The organism is Streptomyces sp. NPDC094034 (genome assembly GCF_040303865.1).
Taxonomy (GTDB): Bacteria; Actinomycetota; Actinomycetes; order Streptomycetales; family Streptomycetaceae; genus Streptomyces.
The window spans coordinates 76,949-92,607 of sequence record NZ_JBEOUD010000014.1 but is presented as its reverse complement, the minus strand read 5'-3'; the positions used below and the strand labels follow the sequence as shown (position 1 = coordinate 92,607).

The 15,659-nt window shown below is 67.0% G+C and carries 25 protein-coding genes and 1 pseudogene; 23 read left to right on the top strand and 3 right to left on the bottom strand.

Annotated elements, in window-relative coordinates:
- Positions 1-115 precede the first annotated feature (115 nt).
- From ABTZ59_RS15490 to ABTZ59_RS37385, 3 genes and pseudogenes are all read right to left on the bottom strand, one after another.
- Positions 116-568: an RlpA-like double-psi beta-barrel domain-containing protein gene (locus ABTZ59_RS15490; RefSeq protein WP_351396524.1), complete on the bottom strand. Its 453-nt coding sequence runs from the start codon at positions 566-568 to the stop codon at positions 116-118.
- A 143-nt stretch (positions 569-711) separates the two neighbouring features.
- Positions 712-1,857 (bottom strand): phosphate ABC transporter substrate-binding protein PstS, encoded by a 1,146-nt coding sequence (pstS, locus tag ABTZ59_RS37390; protein WP_503002907.1) that lies wholly within the window; start codon positions 1,855-1,857, stop codon positions 712-714.
- Between the two features lie 462 nt (positions 1,858-2,319).
- Positions 2,320-3,063 (bottom strand): annotated as a pseudogene (locus tag ABTZ59_RS37385) (serine/threonine-protein kinase); the annotation flags it as partial.
- 677 nt (positions 3,064-3,740) lie between these two features.
- On the opposite strand from ABTZ59_RS37385, the gene rpsJ reads away from it, so the two are divergent.
- The 23 genes from rpsJ (at position 3,741) to ABTZ59_RS15370 (ending at position 15,606) form a co-directional block, all read left to right on the top strand.
- Positions 3,741-4,049: a 30S ribosomal protein S10 gene (rpsJ, locus tag ABTZ59_RS15480; protein WP_003948644.1), complete on the top strand. Its 309-nt coding sequence runs from the start codon at positions 3,741-3,743 to the stop codon at positions 4,047-4,049.
- A gap of 14 nt (positions 4,050-4,063) precedes the next feature.
- Positions 4,064-4,708 (top strand): 50S ribosomal protein L3, encoded by a 645-nt coding sequence (gene rplC / locus ABTZ59_RS15475; RefSeq protein WP_249948335.1) that lies wholly within the window; start codon positions 4,064-4,066, stop codon positions 4,706-4,708.
- An 8-nt stretch (positions 4,709-4,716) separates the two neighbouring features.
- Positions 4,717-5,370, top strand: coding sequence for a 50S ribosomal protein L4 (gene rplD / locus ABTZ59_RS15470; RefSeq protein WP_351396517.1), 654 nt, complete (start codon positions 4,717-4,719; stop codon positions 5,368-5,370).
- Complete coding sequence (gene rplW / locus ABTZ59_RS15465) at positions 5,370-5,687, top strand: 50S ribosomal protein L23 (protein ID WP_351396514.1); 318 nt, start codon at positions 5,370-5,372, stop codon at positions 5,685-5,687. The genes rplD and rplW overlap by 1 nt, the downstream gene beginning before the upstream one ends.
- A gap of 50 nt (positions 5,688-5,737) precedes the next feature.
- Positions 5,738-6,574, top strand: a complete 837-nt coding sequence (gene rplB, locus ABTZ59_RS15460) for a 50S ribosomal protein L2 (protein WP_129770859.1) — start codon at positions 5,738-5,740, stop codon at positions 6,572-6,574.
- Positions 6,575-6,586: 12 nt separating this feature from the next.
- On the top strand, positions 6,587-6,868 hold the full coding sequence (rpsS, locus tag ABTZ59_RS15455; RefSeq protein WP_030351437.1) for a 30S ribosomal protein S19: 282 nt from the start codon (positions 6,587-6,589) through the stop codon (positions 6,866-6,868).
- Positions 6,869-6,908: 40 nt separating this feature from the next.
- On the top strand, positions 6,909-7,256 hold the full coding sequence (gene rplV / locus ABTZ59_RS15450) for a 50S ribosomal protein L22 (RefSeq protein WP_004571827.1): 348 nt from the start codon (positions 6,909-6,911) through the stop codon (positions 7,254-7,256).
- Entirely contained in the window at positions 7,256-8,104 is an 849-nt protein-coding gene (gene rpsC / locus ABTZ59_RS15445) for a 30S ribosomal protein S3 (RefSeq protein ID WP_351396510.1), read from the top strand. The genes rplV and rpsC overlap by 1 nt, the downstream gene beginning before the upstream one ends.
- A gap of 5 nt (positions 8,105-8,109) precedes the next feature.
- Entirely contained in the window at positions 8,110-8,529 is a 420-nt protein-coding gene (rplP, locus tag ABTZ59_RS15440) for a 50S ribosomal protein L16 (protein ID WP_072485538.1), read from the top strand.
- Positions 8,529-8,753, top strand: coding sequence for a 50S ribosomal protein L29 (rpmC, locus tag ABTZ59_RS15435; RefSeq protein ID WP_129770858.1), 225 nt, complete (start codon positions 8,529-8,531; stop codon positions 8,751-8,753). The genes rplP and rpmC overlap by 1 nt, the downstream gene beginning before the upstream one ends.
- Positions 8,753-9,043 carry a 30S ribosomal protein S17 gene (gene rpsQ / locus ABTZ59_RS15430; protein ID WP_351396506.1) on the top strand — a complete coding sequence of 97 codons (291 nt, stop codon included), beginning with the start codon at positions 8,753-8,755 and terminating at the stop codon, positions 9,041-9,043. The genes rpmC and rpsQ overlap by 1 nt, the downstream gene beginning before the upstream one ends.
- Positions 9,044-9,150: 107 nt before the next feature.
- The gene (gene rplN, locus ABTZ59_RS15425; RefSeq protein WP_003974257.1) at positions 9,151-9,519 is read left to right on the top strand and encodes a 50S ribosomal protein L14; all 369 of its coding nucleotides are present in this window, start codon (positions 9,151-9,153) and stop codon (positions 9,517-9,519) included.
- Positions 9,520-9,521: 2 nt separating this feature from the next.
- Positions 9,522-9,845 (top strand): 50S ribosomal protein L24, encoded by a 324-nt coding sequence (rplX, locus tag ABTZ59_RS15420; RefSeq protein WP_249948330.1) that lies wholly within the window; start codon positions 9,522-9,524, stop codon positions 9,843-9,845.
- On the top strand, positions 9,845-10,405 hold the full coding sequence (rplE, locus tag ABTZ59_RS15415; RefSeq protein WP_030351443.1) for a 50S ribosomal protein L5: 561 nt from the start codon (positions 9,845-9,847) through the stop codon (positions 10,403-10,405). The genes rplX and rplE overlap by 1 nt, the downstream gene beginning before the upstream one ends.
- A 2-nt stretch (positions 10,406-10,407) precedes the next feature.
- A complete protein-coding gene (locus tag ABTZ59_RS15410; RefSeq protein ID WP_003948630.1) occupies positions 10,408-10,593 on the top strand; it encodes a type Z 30S ribosomal protein S14 in 186 nt (61 codons plus the stop codon).
- Positions 10,594-10,804: 211 nt separating this feature from the next.
- Complete coding sequence (gene rpsH / locus ABTZ59_RS15405; protein ID WP_046504649.1) at positions 10,805-11,203, top strand: 30S ribosomal protein S8; 399 nt, start codon at positions 10,805-10,807, stop codon at positions 11,201-11,203.
- 21 nt (positions 11,204-11,224) lie between these two features.
- Complete coding sequence (gene rplF, locus ABTZ59_RS15400) at positions 11,225-11,764, top strand: 50S ribosomal protein L6 (protein WP_351396500.1); 540 nt, start codon at positions 11,225-11,227, stop codon at positions 11,762-11,764.
- A 3-nt stretch (positions 11,765-11,767) separates the two neighbouring features.
- Positions 11,768-12,151 carry a 50S ribosomal protein L18 gene (rplR, locus tag ABTZ59_RS15395; protein WP_114659653.1) on the top strand — a complete coding sequence of 128 codons (384 nt, stop codon included), beginning with the start codon at positions 11,768-11,770 and terminating at the stop codon, positions 12,149-12,151.
- A 46-nt stretch (positions 12,152-12,197) separates the two neighbouring features.
- Positions 12,198-12,800 carry a 30S ribosomal protein S5 gene (gene rpsE, locus ABTZ59_RS15390; protein WP_030351447.1) on the top strand — a complete coding sequence of 201 codons (603 nt, stop codon included), beginning with the start codon at positions 12,198-12,200 and terminating at the stop codon, positions 12,798-12,800.
- Entirely contained in the window at positions 12,800-12,982 is a 183-nt protein-coding gene (gene rpmD, locus ABTZ59_RS15385) for a 50S ribosomal protein L30 (RefSeq protein ID WP_066943591.1), read from the top strand. Before rpsE ends, rpmD begins: the two co-directional genes overlap by 1 nt.
- Position 12,983: 1 nt before the next feature.
- On the top strand, positions 12,984-13,439 hold the full coding sequence (rplO, locus tag ABTZ59_RS15380; protein WP_351396495.1) for a 50S ribosomal protein L15: 456 nt from the start codon (positions 12,984-12,986) through the stop codon (positions 13,437-13,439).
- Positions 13,440-13,627: 188 nt separating this feature from the next.
- Positions 13,628-14,947, top strand: coding sequence for a preprotein translocase subunit SecY (secY, locus tag ABTZ59_RS15375; protein WP_249948327.1), 1,320 nt, complete (start codon positions 13,628-13,630; stop codon positions 14,945-14,947).
- Positions 14,947-15,606, top strand: a complete 660-nt coding sequence (locus ABTZ59_RS15370; protein WP_351396491.1) for an adenylate kinase — start codon at positions 14,947-14,949, stop codon at positions 15,604-15,606. The genes secY and ABTZ59_RS15370 overlap by 1 nt, the downstream gene beginning before the upstream one ends.
- Positions 15,607-15,659 lie beyond the last annotated feature (53 nt).

Here is a 15,659-nt window from a genome sequence, read left to right as displayed (position 1 = left end):
CCAGCGGCAGGGCCCGTACGACTTCGGTCGTACGGGCCCTTTCGTGTGCGGGGGTTCGCGGACGGGCCCGGAGCGTCCGGGGCGGCCGGCCCTCGTGTGTGGGGTGTCGGTCAGGTCAGACCCAGTCCCAGCTGATGTTGATCCGTCCCGCGTTGGGGTCGCCCACCTGGCGGAACGCGGCGGGGCTGAGGTCCACGTCGTTCGTCGCACAGCCGGAGCATCTGTCCACGACCGTCACGGTCACGGAGCCGAGTGGGCCGTTGACCCGTAACTGCTTTCCGCACACGGGGGAGTTGTTGGGGTTGGGGTAGTTCCCGTACAGGGCCGCCGAGACGGCCACGACCAGTTGGCTGTCGTCGTTGACCCAACCGCAGGCGCCGAGGCCGGTGTTGTACCAGGTGGCCTGGCCGTTGACCTGCGCGTCGTTCGGCGACGCGGTTGCCGGGGGCGCTGTGGCGCCGAGGACGCCGAGAGCGAGCATGGACGCGGCTCCGGCCAGCAGGGCGGCGGCGCGGGAGCCGGGACGGGTGCGGGGGCTGTTCGTGGTGGTGCCTGTGGAGCGGGACATGCGATCAACCCTTCGAGCAGGGGGTGGCTCGGTCGGGGCCAAGACTGCTCCGATGGAGAGCGCTTTCCCAGAGCCTTTCCGGCTCACGTGGCGCACCATCAGGCCAGCCACGGCCGCGCCGGACGTTCTGCTCGGGCCCGGGCTCAGCTGATCGTACGGACGGACTCGCGGACCTTGGCGGTGAGTGCGGAGGGCAGCGGCGCGTACCCCATGCCGCTGATGGTCCGCTGCCCCTCCTCGCCGCTGGTGTAGCTCAGGAAGGACTTCAAGGTGCCGAGCTTGCCGGGAGCGGTGCCCTTGTCGCAGACGATCTCGTAGGTCACATAGAGAAGCGGGTACGCGCCCTCGGCCTTGGTCGTGTAGTCGAGCGCGAGGGCCAGATCCTTGCCCGTACCGACGATCGCGGCGGTGCCCAGGCCCTCGGACGCGTTCTTCGTGTTCGCCTCGACGGGCTCCGCGGCGCCCGTACTGATCCTGACGGTGTTCAGTTTCTCGCCGTTCATGGTCGCGTAGGACAGATCGAAGTAGCCGATCGAGCCGGAGACCAGCGCCATCTGGGCGGCGACGCCGGAGGAACCCTGGGCGGACTGTCCGCCGGAGCCGGGCCATCCCGTTCCGGACTCGTACGGCCACTCGGCCGGGGCCGAGGCGTTCAGGTAGTCGCCCAGCGCGCGGCTGGTGACGGACTCGTCGCTGCGGTGGAACGCCTGGATCGTCGTGGCGGGCAGGGTGACGCCGGGGTTCAGCTCCCTGATCGCGGCGTCGTTCCACTTCGTGATCTTCGAGTCGAAGATCTTCGCGATGGTCGGAGCGTCCAGGACGAGGTCGTCCACACCGCGGATGTTGTAGGCGATGGCGATCGGGCTGCCGAGCATCGGCAGATTGATCGCCGAGCCGTCCTCGCAGACCTTCTTGGACGCGGCGGACTCGATGGGCTTGAGCGTGGCGTCGGAGCCCGCGAAGGCGGTGGTGCCCGCCAGGAACTCGGAGACACCGCCGCCCGAGCCGATGGCGTTGTAGTTGACCAGGGCGTCGGGACAGGCCGCCGTGTACTCCTTGATCCACGCGTCCACGGCGCTCTTCTGGGCGGACGAACCGGAGCCCAGGAGCGCCCCGCTCTTTTCGGCGCACTCGAAGGCCCTCGACGCGGAGGCCTCCGGGGACGAGCCCGAGCTGGAGCCGGGGACATCGCCGGGGACATCGTTCGCGTCGGAGCCGTCGGTGATCCACGCACCGATGCGGGGCGAGAGAATGCCGACGGCTCCGAGAAGCAGACAGCTGATCAGCAGCTTGGTCCGGTGTCTGCGCACCCAGCTCGGGTCCGAGCCCGCCGGGCGCGGAGAGATGGTGTGATTCCGTGACTCCGGGGGCCGCGACTCCGGGGGCCGCGACCCCGGGGACCGCGACTCCGGTGAACCGGCGCCAACCCTGTCGGCGGTCGGGGACGGACCAGCGGTCGAGGTCGGCTCGGCGGCTGGAGAGGGCTCGGCGGGCACCGGATCCGCATCGGGCACCGAGTCCGCGGTGGCTGACGGCCCGACGGTGGGTGGTGGCCCGACGGTGGGTGGTGGCTCGACGGTCTCCGTGCCCGCCCGGTCGACCGCGTCCGCGAGCGGCGCGGGCAGCCAGAGAGCCCCCCGCAGGGGGAGAGTCACGCCACGCGGCCGGGCGCTCGTCGCGTCCCGTTCCTCCGGGTCCGGGTCGGGATCCGGACCCGGACCCGACGCCACAAGCCCGGCCAGCTCCGCCAGCAGTTCGGGAACCGTGGGCCGGGCCGCTGGATCCTTGGCCAGGCACCGCGCCACCACGGCCCGTACGCGTGCGGGCAGCCCCGTCAGATCCGGCTCCTCGTGGACGACGCGATAGCCCATCGCGTGCGACGAGCCGGTGCCGAACGGTCCCTGCCCGGTGCCCGCGAAGGCCAGCACCGCGCCCAGGCAGAACACATCGGCGGCCGTTCCGACCGGCCGGCGGATGAACTGCTCGGGCGCCATGAACCCCGGCGTGCCGACGATGAGACCGGTGCTCGTGAGCGGTTCGGCACCCGCCTCCCGCGCGATTCCGAAGTCGATCACGCGCGGTCCGTCGGCGGCCAGCAGTACGTTCGAGGGTTTCAGGTCGCGATGGATCAGCCCCGCGGCGTGGATGGCCTGGAGCGCCTCGGCCAGTCCGGCACCCAGCCCGCACACCGACCACTCGGGCAGTGTGCCGTGCCGCGCGATCGCCTCGGCGAGCGAGAGCCCGCGCACATACAGCGTGGCCAGCCACGGCGCGTCTCCATGCGGGTCCGCGCCGACCACGGCGGCGGTGAACGCCCCGCTGACGGACTGAGCCGCCGAGGCCTCGCGTGCGAACCGTTCCCGGAATCCCGGTTCGTCCGCCAACTCGGGCCGGATGACCTTCACGGCCACCTCTCGCCCGCCCGGGGAGGACCCGAGGTAGACCACGCCCATCCCGCCCGCGCCCAGTCGGCCCGTGATCCGGTACGGACCCACGTGTCGTGGGTCGCCGACCGCCAGAGCTTTCACCGAAGTCCCCACTCCCCGTGCACCGCGGCCGACTTGACCCCCGTGAGCCTACCGATCGCGGTCGGGAAACTCAGGGGTCGCGGTGGTCACGGCGAGAGGAAGGACGGGGGTCGCGGACCGGCCGCCGGGCGTTCCGGCAGCGGCTCCGGGGACCCGGGGGCGTCACGCTACGCGCCGGGGGCGTCGCGAACCGTCGCGTCGACACACGACCCGGGCGCGGCATGCTTGACCGATCCGAGCGTGGGGTACCCTTTCCGGCCGCGATTGGCCAGGGCTGGGGCCCCTATGGCACACTGTTCAGGTTGCTCGGTTGAGTGCCGATGCTGCGCGCCTCCCGCCGGGAGGACCGGAAGCGAGTCCCACAGTACTCGTCGTCCCAACTGCCCCTCGGGGCAGCGCTGGGGCGGACGTACGGGAATCTTCCGGGAAGCGTCAGCGGGGCTCCGGCCAGGCGCCCGGTGGCCAATCGCGATATCGCGGCCCGGCCCCGGCTCGCGGTCAGCAGGACCGTACCCCTTGGCAGGGAAATTCCTTCGGGAGATTTTCATTGGCGAGGATGCGACACGCCCGACCGCGTGGGTCGGAGCGGGGCGCGGAGCTACCGGGTTCCAGAGCGTTACGAGAGACAGGACTACGAAGCAGCCATGGCGGGACAGAAGATCCGCATCCGGCTCAAGGCCTACGACCACGAGGTCATCGACTCCTCGGCGAAGAAGATCGTCGAGACGGTGACGCGTACTGGTGCGTCGGTCGCGGGCCCGGTGCCGCTGCCCACTGAGAAGAACGTGTACTGCGTCATCAAGTCGCCGCACAAGTACAAGGACTCGCGCGAGCACTTCGAGATGCGCACGCACAAGCGCCTGATCGACATCCTCGACCCGACGCCCAAGACCGTTGACTCGCTGATGCGCCTGGACCTTCCGGCCGGCGTTGACATCGAGATCAAGCTCTGAGAGGCGCGGAAGAGATGGCAAAGCAGATCAAGGGTGTCCTGGGCGAGAAGCTCGGCATGACCCAGGTCTGGGACGAGAACAACCGTGTCGTCCCGGTGACCGTCGTCAAGGCCGGGCCCTGCGTTGTTACCCAGGTCCGTACGAATGACTCCGACGGCTACGAGTCGGTCCAGATCGCCTTCGGCGAGATCGACCCGCGCAAGGTGAACAAGCCCCTCAAGGGTCACTTCGCCAAGGCCGACGTGACCCCCCGCCGCCACCTGGTGGAGCTCCGCACCTCCGACGCCGGCGAGTACACGCTCGGCCAGGAGATCACCGCCGCCACGTTCGAGTCCGGCGTCAAGGTCGACGTCACGGGCAAGAGCAAGGGCAAGGGCTTCGCCGGTGTCATGAAGCGTCACAACTTCAAGGGCCTCGGCGCCGGTCACGGCACCCAGCGCAAGCACCGCTCTCCCGGCTCCATCGGTGGCTGCGCCACCCCGGGCCGTGTGTTCAAGGGCCTCCGCATGGCGGGCCGCATGGGCAACGAGCGGGTCACCACCCAGAACCTGACCGTTCACGCCGTTGACGCGGAGAAGGGCCTGCTCCTGATCAAGGGCGCGGTTCCTGGTCCGAACGGCGGCCTCGTCCTGGTCCGTACCGCGGCCAAGGGGGCCTGAGGTAACTGATGAGCACCGTTGACATCCTTTCGCCGGCAGGCGACAAGGCCGGGACCGTCGAGCTCCCCTCGGAGATCTTCGACGCGAAGGTCAGCATTCCGCTGATCCACCAGGTCGTTGTCGCCCAGCTGGCCGCTGCCCGACAGGGCACGCACAAGACCAAGACCCGCGGCGAAGTCCGCGGCGGTGGCAAGAAGCCGTACCGCCAGAAGGGCACCGGCCGCGCCCGTCAGGGTTCGACCCGCGCTCCGCAGTTCGCCGGTGGTGGCGTCGTCCACGGCCCCGTGCCGCGTGACTACTCGCAGCGGACCCCCAAGAAGATGAAGGCCGCCGCCCTGCGCGGTGCCCTCACCGACCGGGCCCGTCACTCTCGTATCCACGTCGTCTCCGGCCTGGTCGAGGACGCGGTGTCCACCAAGGCCGCCCGGACCCTGATCGGCAAGATCAGCGAGCGCAAGAACGTGCTGCTGGTCGCCGAGAGGTCCGACGAGGCCGCGTGGCTGTCCGCCCGCAACCTGCCCCAGGTGCACATCCTGGCGCCGGGCCAGCTGAACACGTACGACGTGCTCGTCTCCGACGACGTGGTCTTCACCCAGGCCGCCTTCGAGTCTTTCGTGTCTGGCCCCTCCAAGGCCGTAGAGACCGAAGGGAGCGAAGCCTGATGGCCGAGATCACCAGCAAGACCTTCGACGACCCGCGTGACGTTCTCGTCAAGCCCGTGGTGTCCGAGAAGAGCTACGCGCTGCTCGACGAGAACAAGTACACGTTCATCGTGCTGCCCACCGCCAACAAGACCCAGATCAAGCAGGCCGTGGAAGCGGTCTTCTCGGTCAAGGTCACCGGGGTCAACACGATCAACCGCCAGGGCAAGCGCAAGCGCACCCGCACCGGTTTCGGGAAGCGCGCGAACACCAAGCGCGCCATCGTGACCCTCGCAGAGGGCGACCGTATCGACATCTTCGGCGGCCCGACCTCCTGACGGAGGTCGAGACGTCCAGGATCCGGAATTCTTCCGAGGACTGAGAGACAATGGGTATCCGCAAGTACAAGCCGACGACCCCGGGCCGTCGTGGCTCCAGCGTCGCCGACTTTGTCGAGATCACGCGGTCCACGCCGGAGAAGTCGCTGGTCCGCCCGCTGCACAGCAAGGGCGGCCGTAACAACGCCGGTCGTGTGACCGTTCGCCACCAGGGTGGTGGACACAAGCGCGCCTACCGAGTGATCGACTTCCGTCGTCACGACAAGGACGGCGTGCCGGCCAAGGTCGCGCACATCGAGTACGACCCGAACCGCACCGCGCGCATCGCGCTGCTGCACTACGCGGACGGCGAGAAGCGCTACATCATCGCCCCCCGTGGCCTGGCGCAGGGCGCCCGTGTCGAGAACGGTCCGGCCGCCGACATCAAGCCCGGCAACAACCTGGCGCTGCGCAACATCCCGGTCGGTACGACCATCCACGCCATCGAGCTGCGGCCCGGCGGCGGCGCGAAGTTCGCCCGCTCCGCGGGTGCCTCCGTGCAGCTGCTGGCGAAGGAGGGCTCCATGGCCCACCTTCGTATGCCGTCCGGTGAGATCCGGCTGGTCGACGTCCGCTGCCGCGCCACCATCGGCGAGGTCGGCAACGCCGAGCAGTCGAACATCAACTGGGGCAAGGCCGGCCGTATGCGCTGGAAGGGCGTGCGCCCGACCGTCCGCGGTGTCGCGATGAACCCGGTTGACCACCCGCACGGTGGTGGTGAGGGCAAGACCTCCGGTGGACGCCACCCGGTCAGCCCGTGGGGTCAGAAGGAGGGTCGTACTCGCTCGCCGAAGAAGGCCAGCAGCAAGTACATCGTCCGCCGCCGCAAGACGAACAAGAAGCGCTAGGAGCGGGTTCAGATGCCGCGCAGTCTCAAGAAGGGGCCCTTCGTCGACGACCACCTGATCAAGAAGGTGGACGTCCAGAACGAAGCAGGCACCAAGAACGTCATCAAGACCTGGTCCCGTCGCTCGATGATCGTCCCGGCCATGCTGGGCCACACGATCGCGGTGCACAACGGCAAGATCCATGTCCCGGTGTTCGTCACCGAGTCCATGGTCGGCCACAAGCTCGGCGAGTTCTCGCCGACTCGCACCTTCCGCGGCCACGTCAAGGACGACCGGAAGTCGAAGCGCCGCTAACGCGGGGTGACTGACTATGACTTACACCGAAGGGACAACCATGGAAGCCAGGGCCCAGGCGCGGTACATCCGCGTCACGCCCATGAAGGCCCGCCGCGTGGTGGACCTCATCCGTGGCATGGACGCCACGGAGGCTCAGGCGGTCCTGCGCTTCGCCCCGCAGGCCGCGAGCGTGCCGGTCGGCAAGGTGCTGGACAGCGCCATTGCCAACGCCGCGCACAACTACGACCACACCGACGCCTCTTCGCTGGTCATCAGTGAGGCGTACGTGGACGAGGGCCCGACCCTGAAGCGGTTCCGTCCGCGTGCCCAGGGCCGTGCCTACCGGATCCGTAAGCGGACCAGCCACATCACCGTGGTCGTCAGCAGCAAGGAAGGAACCCGGTAATGGGCCAGAAGGTTAACCCGCATGGGTTCCGACTCGGTATCACCACGGACTTCAAGTCCCGTTGGTACGCCGACAAGCTGTACAAGGACTACGTCAAGGAAGACGTCGCCATTCGTCGCATGATGACGAAGGGCATGGAGCGGGCCGGCATCTCCAAGGTGGAGATCGAGCGCACCCGCGACCGCGTCCGCGTTGACATCCACACCGCGCGTCCGGGCATCGTCATCGGCCGCCGCGGCGCCGAGGCCGACCGTATCCGTGGCGAGCTGGAGAAGCTGACCGGCAAGCAGGTCCAGCTGAACATCCTTGAGGTCAAGAACCCCGAGGTGGACGCTCAGCTGGTGGCCCAGGCCGTCGCCGAGCAGCTGTCCTCGCGTGTCTCCTTCCGTCGCGCCATGCGTAAGAGCATGCAGTCGACGATGAAGGCGGGCGCCAAGGGCATCAAGATCCAGTGCGGTGGCCGTCTCGGCGGCGCCGAGATGTCCCGCTCGGAGTTCTACCGCGAGGGCCGCGTGCCCCTGCACACGCTCCGTGCGAACGTCGACTACGGCTTCTTCGAGGCCAAGACGACCTTCGGCCGTATCGGTGTGAAGGTCTGGATCTACAAGGGCGACGTCAAGAACATCGCCGAGGTGCGCGCCGAGAACGCCGCGGCCCGCGCCGGCAACCGTCCGGCCCGTGGTGGTGGCAGCGACCGTCCCGCCGGCCGTGGTGGCCGCGGTGGCGAGCGTGGCGGCCGTGGCCGCAAGCCGCAGCAGAACCCGGCAGCCGAGGCCCCCAAGGCCGACGCCGCCGCTGCTCCGGCCGCTGAGGCGACGTCCTCTTCTACCGGCGGAACGGAGGCCTGACCGACATGCTGATCCCCCGTAGGGTCAAGCACCGCAAGCAGCACCACCCGAAGCGCAGCGGGATGTCCAAGGGTGGGACGCAGGTTGCGTTCGGCGAGTACGGCATCCAGGCGCTGACCCCCGCGTATGTGACGAACCGTCAGATCGAGGCCGCTCGTATCGCGATGACCCGTCACATCAAGCGTGGCGGCAAGGTCTGGATCAACATCTACCCGGACCGTCCGCTCACCAAGAAGCCTGCCGAGACCCGCATGGGTTCCGGTAAGGGTTCCCCCGAGTGGTGGATCGCGAACGTCAAGCCCGGTCGGGTGATGTTCGAGCTGTCCTACCCGAACGAGAAGATTGCGCGTGAGGCGCTTACCCGCGCTGCTCACAAGCTTCCGATGAAGTGCCGGATCGTTCGGCGCGAGGCAGGTGAGGCGTGATGGCGGCCGTGACCAAGGCGTCCGAACTGCGCGAACTGGGCAACGAGGAGCTTCTCGCGAAGCTTCGCGAAGCCAAGGAAGAGCTGTTCAATCTCCGCTTCCAGGCGGCGACGGGTCAGCTCGAAAACCACGGGCGGCTGAAGCTCGTGCGCAAGGACATCGCGCGGATCTACACCCTGATGCGTGAGCGCGAGCTGGGCATCGAGACGGTGGAGAGCGCCTGATGACTGAGAGCAACGTGACCGAGACCAACGCCACGACCGAGCGCGGCTTCCGCAAGACCCGTGAGGGTCTGGTCGTCAGCGACAAGATGGACAAGACCGTCGTCGTCGCTGTCGAGGACCGTGTCAAGCACGCCCTGTACGGCAAGGTCATCCGCCGTACGAACAAGCTCAAGGCGCACGACGAGCAGAACACCGCCGGCATCGGCGACCGCGTCCTCCTGATGGAGACCCGGCCGCTGTCCGCCACGAAGCGGTGGCGCATCGTCGAGATCCTCGAAAAGGCCAAGTAATCCCTGAGGGGTTTGCCAGCAGGGCATTTCCCTCGGACTAGTTCCGCCAGGCTCCGGGGGCCGAGTGATCGGCCCCCGGGGAACCGGCAGACGATCAGGAGATAGACGTGATCCAGCAGGAGTCGCGACTGCGTGTCGCCGACAACACGGGTGCGAAGGAAATTCTCACCATCCGTGTTCTCGGTGGCTCGGGTCGCCGCTACGCGGGTATCGGTGACGTCATCGTCGCCACCGTCAAGGACGCGATCCCCGGTGGCAACGTGAAGAAGGGTGACGTCGTCAAGGCGGTCATCGTTCGCACCGTCAAGGAGCGCCGCCGTCCGGACGGCTCGTACATCCGCTTCGACGAGAACGCCGCTGTCATTCTGAAGAACGACGGCGACCCTCGTGGCACCCGTATCTTCGGCCCGGTGGGCCGTGAGCTGCGCGAGAAGAAGTTCATGAAGATCATCTCGCTCGCGCCGGAGGTGCTGTAAGCATGAAGATCAAGAAGGGCGACCTGGTTCAGGTCATCACCGGTAAGGACAAGGGCAAGCAGGGCAAGGTCATCGTGGCCTACCCCACGCAGGACCGTGTTCTCGTCGAGGGTGTCAACCGGGTCAAGAAGCACACCAAGGCCGGCCAGACGGCTCGCGGTTCGCAGACCGGCGGCATCGTGACCACCGAAGCCCCCATCCACGTCAGCAACGTTCAGCTGGTGGTGGAGAAGGACGGCAAGAAGGTCGTCACCCGCGTCGGCTACCGCTTTGACGACGAGGGCAACAAGATCCGCGTTGCCAAGCGGACCGGTGAGGACATCTGATGACTGCCACCACTACCGCGCCGCGTCTGAAGCTGCGCTACCGCGAGGAGATCGCCGGAAAGCTGCGTGAGGAGTTCTCGTACGAGAACGTCATGCAGATCCCCGGTCTCGTCAAGATCGTGGTCAACATGGGTGTGGGCGACGCCGCCCGCGACTCCAAGCTGATCGAGGGCGCCATCAAGGACCTCACCACGATCACCGGCCAGAAGCCGTCCGTCACCAAGGCCCGGAAGTCCATCGCGCAGTTCAAGCTGCGCGAGGGCCAGCCGATCGGTTGCCACGTCACCCTCCGCGGTGACCGCATGTGGGAGTTCCTGGACCGTACGCTGTCGCTCGCGCTGCCGCGTATCCGTGACTTCCGCGGTCTGTCCCCGAAGCAGTTCGACGGCCGTGGCAACTACACCTTCGGTCTCACGGAGCAGGTCATGTTCCACGAGATCGACCAGGACAAGATCGACCGGGTCCGGGGCATGGACATCACCGTGGTCACCACGGCGACCAACGACGACGAGGGTCGTGCCCTCCTTCGTCACCTCGGCTTCCCGTTCAAGGAGAACTGACCGTGGCGAAGAAGGCTCTGATCGCTAAGGCCGCCCGCAAGCCGAAGTTCGGTGTGCGCGGTTACACCCGCTGCCAGCGCTGCGGCCGTCCCCACTCCGTCTACCGCAAGTTCGGCCTGTGCCGTGTGTGCCTTCGTGAGATGGCCCACCGCGGCGAGCTGCCGGGCGTCACCAAGAGCTCCTGGTAGTCCTGCTTTTCAGGACCACCCGAAGCTCTCGGTAAGCAATTGGTTGGCGGGAGCCCTCCCTCATATGCCGTAGGCTTGTGGGGTTGGGCGCCCGTCGTCCAAATCAGACTTACTACGCCGTAGGTCCCCGCACCGCACCCGTCCCGGCTCTGATCGGGGAGAGGGATGGCGCATACAGGAAACCCCGGCGAGAGAGGCCGAAGGCCAATTCATGACCATGACTGATCCCATCGCAGACATGCTCACGCGTCTGCGCAACGCGAACTCGGCGTACCACGACGAAGTCGTGATGCCGCACAGCAAGATCAAGTCGCACATCGCGGAGATCCTCCAGCAGGAGGGCTTCATCACCGGCTGGAAGGTCGAGGACGCCGAGGTCGGCAAGAACCTCGTCCTGGAGCTGAAGTTCGGCCCGAACCGCGAGCGTTCGATCGCCGGCATCAAGCGCATCTCCAAGCCGGGTCTGCGTGTGTACGCGAAGTCCACCAATCTGCCGAAGGTTCTCGGCGGCCTGGGCGTGGCCATCATCTCCACGTCCCACGGTCTCCTGACCGGCCAGCAGGCCAGCAAGAAGGGCGTAGGTGGGGAAGTCCTCGCCTACGTCTGGTAGTCGGGAACGGAGGAATAGCTCATGTCGCGAATCGGCAAGCTCCCCATCCAGGTTCCCGCCGGTGTGGACGTCACCATCGATGGCCGTACGGTCGCCGTGAAGGGCCCCAAGGGCTCCCTCTCGCACACCGTCGCCGCGCCGATCGAGGTCACCAAGGGCGAGGACGGCACCCTTCAGGTGCTGCGCCCGAACGACGAGCGTCAGAACAAGGCCCTGCACGGCCTGTCCCGCACGCTGGTGGCGAACATGATCACCGGCGTGACCCAGGGATACGTCAAGGCGCTCGAAATCAGCGGAGTCGGCTACCGCGTCCAGGCGAAGGGCTCCAACCTGGAGTTCGCCCTGGGCTACAGCCACCCGATCCTCATCGAGGCCCCCGAGGGCATCACCTTCAAGGTCGAGACGCCCACGAAGTTCACCGTCGAGGGCATCGACAAGCAGAAGGTCGGCGAGGTCGCCGCTAACATCCGCAAGCTGCGGAAGCCCGACCCGTACAAGGCCAAGGGCGTCAAGTACGCGGGCGAGGTCATCCGCCGCAAGGTCGGAAAGGCGGGTAAGTAAGCCATGGCATACGGTGTCAAGATTGCTAAGGGTGACGCGTACAAGCGCGCCGCCATCAAGCGTCGCCACATCCGCGTCCGCAAGCATGTCTCCGGTACGCCGGAGCGTCCTCGCCTGGTCGTGACGCGCTCCAACCGCAACATCGTCGCGCAGGTCATCGACGACATCGCGGGCCACACGCTCGCTTCGGCGTCGACCCTGGACACCTCGATCCGGGGTGGCGAGGGCGACAAGAGCGCCCAGGCACAGAAGGTCGGTGCCCTGGTCGCCGAGCGTGCCAAGGCCGCAGGCGTCGAGGCCGTCGTGTTCGACCGTGGTGGCAACAGGTACGCCGGGCGCATTGCCGCTCTGGCTGACGCCGCCCGCGAAGCCGGGCTGAAGTTCTAGCTCCCGGTTCCGGGACCAACGGACGTAACAGAGAGAGGTAAATCCAATGGCTGGACCCCAGCGCCGCGGAAGCGGTGCCGGTGGCGGCGAGCGGCGGGACCGGAAGGGTCGCGACGGTGGCGCTGCCGCCGAGAAGACCGCTTACGTTGAGCGCGTTGTCGCGATCAACCGCGTTGCCAAGGTTGTGAAGGGTGGTCGTCGCTTCAGCTTCACCGCGCTGGTCGTGGTGGGCGACGGTGACGGCACCGTGGGTGTCGGCTACGGCAAGGCCAAGGAGGTGCCGGCCGCCATCGCCAAGGGTGTTGAGGAGGCCAAGAAGCACTTCTTCAAGGTCCCCCGTATCCAGGGCACCATCCCGCACCCGATCCAGGGCGAGAAGGCCGCGGGCGTCGTCCTGCTCAAGCCGGCTTCCCCCGGTACCGGCGTGATCGCCGGTGGCCCGGTGCGTGCCGTGCTGGAGTGCGCGGGCGTGCACGACATCCTGTCGAAGTCGCTCGGCTCGGACAACGCGATCAACATCGTGCACGCGACCGTGGCGGCCCTTCAGGGCCTGCAGCGTCCCGAGGAGATCGCGGCCCGCCGCGGTCTGCCCCTTGAGGACGTCGCCCCCGCGGCTCTGCTCCGTGCGCGTGCGGGAGCGGGTGCGTAATGGCCCGTCTCAAGATCACGCAGACGAAGTCGTACATCGGCAGCAAGCAGAACCACCGCGACACCCTGCGTTCGCTCGGCCTCAAGCGGGTCAGTGACACGGTTGTCAAGGAGGATCGTCCCGAGTTCCGCGGCATGGTGCACACCGTCCGCCACCTCGTGACGGTTGAGGAGGTCGACTGACATGGCGGAGAGCAACCCGCTGAAGGTCCACAACCTCCGTCCTGCCCCGGGCGCCAAGACCGCCAAGACCCGTGTGGGTCGTGGTGAGGCGTCCAAGGGTAAGACCGCAGGTCGTGGTACCAAGGGCACCAAGGCCCGTTACCAGGTTCCGGAGCGCTTCGAGGGTGGGCAGATGCCCCTCCACATGCGTCTCCCGAAGCTCAAGGGCTTCAAGAACCCGTTCCGCACCGAGTACCAGGTCGTGAACCTGGACAAGCTCGCCGCGCTCTACCCCGACGGCGGCGAGGTCACGGTGGCCGATCTGGTCACCAAGGGCGCGGTGCGCAAGAACAGCCTCGTCAAGGTCCTGGGCCAGGGCGAGATCTCCGTGGCGCTGCAGGTTTCGGTTGACGCCGTCTCCGGCTCCGCCAAGGAGAAGATTGCCGCCGCCGGCGGCACCGTCACCGAGCTCGTCTGAGACAACTCGATGGCCTGAACATCCGACCGGGGATGCCTCTCAAAAGGGGCATCCCCGGTTGGTCGTTCCAAGGGGGGCACTGTCGCCGGTAAGGTGGCGTGCATTGTTGCTGTATCGCTTGTTCCGTATCCGTCGATCCTCAATACCGTCACCTCTGACGCAGTAGCGCGGGGGTCGCAGGAGGCACCGTGCTCACCGCGTTCGCCCGGGCGTTCAAGACGCCCGACCTGCGCAAGAAGCTGCTCTTCACACTCGGCATCATCGTGCTGTACCGGCTCGGGGCGCATGTCCCGGTACCGGGCGTCAGTTACGAGAATGTCCAGACCTGTGTCGACGCGGCCCAGAAGGGCAACAACAGCCTGTTCGGTCTGGTGAACATGTTCAGCGGCGGGGCGCTGCTGCAGATCACGATCTTCGCGCTCGGCATCATGCCGTACATCACCGCGAGCATCATCCTGCAGTTGCTGACCGTGGTCATCCCCAGGCTGGAGGCCCTCAAGAAGGAGGGCCAGTCCGGTCAGGCGAAGATCACGCAGTACACCCGTTATCTGACGGTCGCCCTCGCCGTGCTCCAGGGCACCGGCCTGGTCGCCACCGCCCGGAGCGGCGCGCTCTTCAGCGGCTGTCCGGTCGCCTCGGAGATCGTGCCCGACCAGTCGATCTTCGTCACCGTCACCATGGTGATCACCATGACCGCGGGCACCGCCGCCGTCATGTGGCTCGGTGAGCTCATCACCGACCGCGGGATCGGCAACGGCATGTCCATCCTGATGTTCATCTCGATCGCCGCCGGCTTCCCCGGCGCGCTGTGGGCCATCAAGGAGAGCGGCACGCTCGCCAAGGGCTGGATCGAGTTCGGCACGGTCATTCTGATCGGCTTCGTGATGGTGGGCCTGGTCGTCTTCGTCGAGCAGGCGCAGCGCCGGATCCCCGTCCAGTACGCGAAGCGCATGATCGGCCGCAGGTCCTACGGCGGTACGTCCACGTACATCCCGCTGAAGGTGAATCAGGCGGGTGTGATCCCTGTCATCTTCGCGTCGTCGCTGCTCTACATCCCGGCGCTGGTCGCGCAGTTCTCCAGTGGGAACTCCGCGTGGAAGACCTGGATCGAAGCGCACTTCGTCAAGGGTGACCACCCGTATTACATCGCGACGTACTTCCTGCTGATCGTGTTCTTCGCCTTCTTCTACGTGGCCATCTCCTTCAACCCCGAAGAAGTTGCCGACAACATGAAGAAGTATGGTGGGTTCATCCCGGGTATCCGGGCAGGTCGACCTACTGCCGAGTATCTGAGCTACGTGCTCAACAGGATCACTTGGCCGGGCTCGCTGTACCTGGGTCTGATTGCTCTCGTCCCGACGATGGCGTTGGCAGGCTTCGGCGGTGCGAACCAGAACTTCCCGTTCGGCGGGACGAGCATCCTCATCATCGTGGGTGTGGGTCTGGAAACCGTGAAGCAGATCGAGAGCCAGCTTCAGCAGCGTAATTACGAAGGGTTCCTCCGCTGATGCGAATCGTCCTCGTCGGGCCGCCCGGTGCCGGCAAGGGAACGCAGGCCGCGTACCTCGCCAAGAACCTGAAGGTCCCGCACATCTCCACGGGCGACCTCTTCCGAGCCAACATCAGCCAGGGCACGACCCTCGGCAAGCTCGCGAAGTCGTACATGGACGCCGGGAACCTGGTGCCCGACGAGGTGACCATCGCGATGGCACAGGAGCGGATGGCCCAGCCGGACGCCGTCAACGGCTTTCTGCTGGACGGCTTCCCGCGCAATGTCTCGCAGGCGAAGGCGCTGGACGAGGCCCTCTCGCAGGACGGCGTGAAGCTGGACGCGGTGCTGGACCTGGAGGTCCCGGAGGACGAGGTCGTCACACGCATCGCGGGGCGCCGGGTCTGCCGCAACGACAGCGCGCATGTCTTCCATGTCACGTACAGCCCGCCGAAGACGGAGGGTGTCTGTGACATCTGCGGCGGCGAGCTGTACCAGCGGGACGACGACTCCGAGGAGACCGTGCGGACCCGGCTTGAGGTCTACCACACGCAGACCGAGCCGATCATCGACCACTACCGGGCCCAGGGTCTGGTGGTGACGATCTCCGCGCTCGGCAAGGTCACCGAAGTGACCGAGCGTGCGATGGCGGCGCTGGAGCGGGGCCGGGCCGCGTAGGTCCCAGTAGTGCAGCGGTACCAAGTACGGCCGTGGCGTCCCTCGGACGCCAC

What these genes read in the sequence shown, in the direction of transcription:
- ABTZ59_RS15370 (WP_351396491.1), top strand. Translation starts at nt 14,947, where the DNA reads ATGCGAATCGTCCTCGTCGGGCCGCCCGGTGCCGGCAAGGGAACGCAG.
- rplV (WP_004571827.1), top strand. Translation starts at nt 6,909, where the DNA reads ATGGAAGCCAGGGCCCAGGCGCGGTACATCCGCGTCACGCCCATGAAG.
- rplB (WP_129770859.1), top strand. Translation starts at nt 5,738, where the DNA reads ATGGGTATCCGCAAGTACAAGCCGACGACCCCGGGCCGTCGTGGCTCC.
- rplE (WP_030351443.1), top strand. Translation starts at nt 9,845, where the DNA reads ATGACTGCCACCACTACCGCGCCGCGTCTGAAGCTGCGCTACCGCGAG.
- rplF (WP_351396500.1), top strand. Translation starts at nt 11,225, where the DNA reads ATGTCGCGAATCGGCAAGCTCCCCATCCAGGTTCCCGCCGGTGTGGAC.
- rpsH (WP_046504649.1), top strand. Translation starts at nt 10,805, where the DNA reads ATGACCATGACTGATCCCATCGCAGACATGCTCACGCGTCTGCGCAAC.
- rpsS (WP_030351437.1), top strand. Translation starts at nt 6,587, where the DNA reads ATGCCGCGCAGTCTCAAGAAGGGGCCCTTCGTCGACGACCACCTGATC.
- rplP (WP_072485538.1), top strand. Translation starts at nt 8,110, where the DNA reads ATGCTGATCCCCCGTAGGGTCAAGCACCGCAAGCAGCACCACCCGAAG.
- rpsQ (WP_351396506.1), top strand. Translation starts at nt 8,753, where the DNA reads ATGACTGAGAGCAACGTGACCGAGACCAACGCCACGACCGAGCGCGGC.
- rplO (WP_351396495.1), top strand. Translation starts at nt 12,984, where the DNA reads ATGGCGGAGAGCAACCCGCTGAAGGTCCACAACCTCCGTCCTGCCCCG.
- ABTZ59_RS15490 (WP_351396524.1), bottom strand. Translation starts at nt 568, where the DNA reads ATGTCCCGCTCCACAGGCACCACCACGAACAGCCCCCGCACCCGTCCC.
- rplC (WP_249948335.1), top strand. Translation starts at nt 4,064, where the DNA reads ATGGCAAAGCAGATCAAGGGTGTCCTGGGCGAGAAGCTCGGCATGACC.
- rpsJ (WP_003948644.1), top strand. Translation starts at nt 3,741, where the DNA reads ATGGCGGGACAGAAGATCCGCATCCGGCTCAAGGCCTACGACCACGAG.
- rpmC (WP_129770858.1), top strand. Translation starts at nt 8,529, where the DNA reads ATGGCGGCCGTGACCAAGGCGTCCGAACTGCGCGAACTGGGCAACGAG.
- rpmD (WP_066943591.1), top strand. Translation starts at nt 12,800, where the DNA reads ATGGCCCGTCTCAAGATCACGCAGACGAAGTCGTACATCGGCAGCAAG.
- rplW (WP_351396514.1), top strand. Translation starts at nt 5,370, where the DNA reads ATGGCCGAGATCACCAGCAAGACCTTCGACGACCCGCGTGACGTTCTC.
- rpsC (WP_351396510.1), top strand. Translation starts at nt 7,256, where the DNA reads ATGGGCCAGAAGGTTAACCCGCATGGGTTCCGACTCGGTATCACCACG.
- rplX (WP_249948330.1), top strand. Translation starts at nt 9,522, where the DNA reads ATGAAGATCAAGAAGGGCGACCTGGTTCAGGTCATCACCGGTAAGGAC.
- rplD (WP_351396517.1), top strand. Translation starts at nt 4,717, where the DNA reads ATGAGCACCGTTGACATCCTTTCGCCGGCAGGCGACAAGGCCGGGACC.
- rplR (WP_114659653.1), top strand. Translation starts at nt 11,768, where the DNA reads ATGGCATACGGTGTCAAGATTGCTAAGGGTGACGCGTACAAGCGCGCC.
- rpsE (WP_030351447.1), top strand. Translation starts at nt 12,198, where the DNA reads ATGGCTGGACCCCAGCGCCGCGGAAGCGGTGCCGGTGGCGGCGAGCGG.